We start from the raw sequence: 3,378 nt of genomic DNA, 5'->3' as shown, positions 1-3,378 counted from the left end.
CCTCAAGGAGGTCTCCCAGCACACCAACATCAAGCTGCGCCACATCGCCGCCGGCAGGTCGAGGTGCAGCCGGTGGAGCGGGGGTCCGCCCCGGCGGCGACCGCGGAGCCCGCCATATCCACCCCGGAGCCGCTGCCCGTACGCACCCGCCCCTCTCTCCAGCCGGTCCGCGGCACCACTGAACCGCTGACCGTCGACCTGACGGCCGAGGACGACACCATGGCCCTGCCGCGCCTGGACTCCCTGGAGCGCAAGCTCAAGGACCTGGAAAAGCAACTCGGCTGACACTCTGTCGGTAGCGGGGCCGGGGTGAGACGACGCCGACCCCGGCGACAGGGAACGGGACACGACCGCACGGCCCTGCCCGACGGGGCCAGGGCTACCCCCCGACAGGGCTGGGGTGCGACCACACCGGCCCCACCCGCCGGAGCCGGCACGTGACCACACCGGCCCTGCCCACCGGGGCCGGGGCGTGACCACACCGGCCCTGTCCGACGGGGGCCGGGGCGTGACCCTGTCGGCGCTGCCCTCCGGGGCTGGGCGTGTGAGCGCGCCCGCCCACGGGAGCCGGGATGTGCCCCCGCCGCCCCTGTTCCTACGGCGCCGCGGTGAGACCCCGTCTGCTCAGCCCTTCGGGCCCGGGGCGTGCCCCCGACCGCCCTGCCCTACGGGGCCGGAGGGAGACCGTTCCGGTCCCGCCCGCCCGCGTCACCGGCTCACGCCGCCTCGGTGCCCAGTTCGAACCAGACCGACTTGCCGACCCCGTGCGGCCGTACGCCCCAGGCGTCGGCAAGGGACTCGACCAGCACCAGGCCCCGGCCGTGGGTGTCGTCGTCCGTGTCCGGGGTGTGCCGCTCGGGTCTGCGGGCCACGAAGTCCCGTACCTCCACGCGCAGTCCGCCCGGTTCCAGCACCGCCGTCAGGACCGCGTCGTGGTCGGTGTGGACGATCGCGTTGGTGACGAGTTCACTGGTGAGCAGTTCGGCTATCTCCGAGCGGCCCGGTTTGCCCCAGTGCCGCAGCAGTTCGCGCAGCGCCCGGCGGGCCTCCGGCACCGCTCTGAGGTCCGCCCGGCCCAGCCTGCGCCGAAGCCGTCGCGCGTCGTCGGTGATGGTGTCCGTCTGGTCCCCCGCTGTCGCCGAGTAGGCCTCGACGGTCATCGGACCGCCCCCTCGTGCCTGCCTGTTCATGACCCCCGCCCGCACGCCGCCGGTCCCTGCCCCTCCTGGTCGAACACGTTCACGGGGGATGCTTGCCCAGCGGGCACCGGGGCAGTCCTGACGTATGCCCGATGACCGGCGGTTCGGCCATATCCGCACAGCGCCCCGGCCGCCCGGGGCACCGCTCCGCCGCCACGCACCGGGCGCCACGAACGCCGCAGGACACCACCGAGGCCCCGGTACGGTGGCCGGGGCCCGTCCGGCACCCGTGGTCGGTACGCCGTCACACGCCGTGAAACTGGCCGAAATGCGCTCCCCCGTGAGGGCGCTTACGGGCGTGGCACGTTCCGCAGGTTGGAGCGGGCCATCTGGAGCATCCGGCCGACCCCGCCGTCCAGCACGATCTTGGAGGCGGACAGCGCGAACCCGGTGACCATCTCGGCGCTGATCTTCGGGGGGATGGACAGGGCGTTGGGGTCGGTGACGATGTCCACCAGGGCCGGTCCCTTGTGCCTGAAGGCCTCCTTGAGCGCCCCGGCGAGCTGCTTGGGCTTCTCCACCCGCACACCGTGGGCGCCGCAGGCCCGGGCCACGGCGGCGAAGTCCGGGTTGGTGTTGGCGGTGCCGTACGAGGGCAGGCCCGCGACCAGCATCTCCAACTCGACCATGCCGAGCGAGGAGTTGTTGAACAGCACCACCTTCACCGGCAGGCCGTACTGCACGAGCGTGAGGAAGTCGCCCATCAGCATGGAGAAGCCGCCGTCCCCGGACATCGCCACCACCTGCCGGCGCCGGTCGGTGAACTGGGCGCCGATCGCCATCGGCAGCGCGTTCGCCATGGACCCGTGCGAAAACGAACCGATGATCCGGCGGCGGCCGTTGGGCGTGATGTAGCGGGCGGCCCAGACGTTGCACATCCCCGTGTCAACCGTGAACACCGCGTCGTCGTCGGCGACTTCGTCCAGTACGGCGGCCACGTACTCCGGGTGGATCGGGGTGTGCTTGTCGACCTTGCGGGTGTAGGCCTTGACCACGCCCTCCAGCGCGTCGGCGTGCTTCTTCAGCATCCGGTCGAGGAAGCGCCGGTCCGTCTTCTCCTTCACCCGCGGGATCAGGCACCGCAGCGTCTCCCGTACGTCGCCCCAGACGGCGAGGTCGAGCCGGGAGCGACGGCCGAGCACCTCGGGCCGCACGTCGACCTGGGCGATGCGCACGTCGTCGGGCAGGAAGGCGTTGTAAGGGAAGTCCGTGCCGAGCAGGATCAGCAGGTCGCACTCGTGGGTGGCCTCGTAGGCGGCGCCGTAGCCGAGCAGCCCGCTCATCCCGACATCGAAGGGATTGTCGTACTGGATGTACTCCTTCCCCCTGAGCGCGTGGCCCACCGGTGACTTGATCCTGCCGGCGAACTCCATCACCTCGGCGTGCGCGCCGGCCGTGCCGCTGCCGCAGAACAGGGTGACCTTGCCGGCCGCGTCGATCATCTCCGCCAGCCGGTCGATCTCGGCGTCCCCGGGCCGCACGGTGGGCCGGGAGGTGACCAGCGCGCTCTGCGCCGCCTTCTCCGGGGCGGGCTCGGCGGCGATGTCGCCGGGCAGCGACACCACGCTCACGCCCTGCTGTCCGACCGCGTGCTGGATGGCGGTCTGCAGCAGCCGGGGCATCTGCTTCGGGCTGGAGATCAGCTCGCTGTAGTGGCTGCACTCCTGGAACAGCCGGTCCGGGTGGGTCTCCTGGAAGTAGCCGAGGCCGATCTCGCTGGAGGGGATGTGGGAGGCGAGCGCGAGCACGGGGGCCATCGAGCGGTGGGCGTCGTACAGGCCGTTGATCAGGTGCAGGTTGCCGGGGCCGCAGGAGCCGGCGCAGGCGGCGAGCTTGCCGGTGATCTGAGCCTCGGCGCCGGCGGCGAAGGCGGCGGTCTCCTCGTGGCGCACGTGGATCCAGTCGATGGCGGCGTTGCGGCGGACGGCGTCCACGACCGGGTTGAGGCTGTCGCCGACGACACCGTAGAGGCGGCGCACGCCCGCGCGGACGAGGATGTCGACGAACTGCTCGGCGACGTTCTGTTTGCCCATGGCTCGCTTCTGCCCCTTCGCTCCCGGAATACGGCCCTGCCGTTCCCATCAATCCACAGGGGCCGGGGTTACGCCTCCCACACGGCCGCCGCCGTACGGTCGTCGGCGTACCCCTTCACCCGTACCCGGGCGTCGGCGAGGAAGCC

The 3,378-nt window shown here is 72.0% G+C and carries 2 protein-coding genes and 1 pseudogene; 1 reads left to right on the top strand and 2 read right to left on the bottom strand.

Annotated features, from left to right (window positions below; all coding sequences use genetic code 11):
- Window positions 1-285 (top strand): annotated as a pseudogene (locus H5J33_RS28145) (hypothetical protein); the annotation flags it as partial.
- Between the two features lie 431 nt (window positions 286-716).
- Here the strand turns inward: H5J33_RS28145 and H5J33_RS28140 are convergent.
- Window positions 717-1,160, bottom strand: a complete 444-nt coding sequence (locus H5J33_RS28140; protein WP_181797646.1) for an ATP-binding protein — start codon at window positions 1,158-1,160, stop codon at window positions 717-719.
- Window positions 1,161-1,489: 329 nt separating this feature from the next.
- Window positions 1,490-3,232 carry a pyruvate dehydrogenase gene (locus H5J33_RS28135; protein ID WP_181797645.1) on the bottom strand — a complete coding sequence of 581 codons (1,743 nt, stop codon included), beginning with the start codon at window positions 3,230-3,232 and terminating at the stop codon, window positions 1,490-1,492.
- Between the last annotated feature and the right edge of the window lie 146 nt (window positions 3,233-3,378).

The organism is Streptomyces sp. WELS2 (assembly GCF_013870595.1).
Lineage (GTDB): Bacteria > Actinomycetota > Actinomycetes > Streptomycetales > Streptomycetaceae > Streptomyces.
Note: the sequence above shows the minus strand (reverse complement) of the source record. Positions and strands in the feature narration are given on the sequence as shown.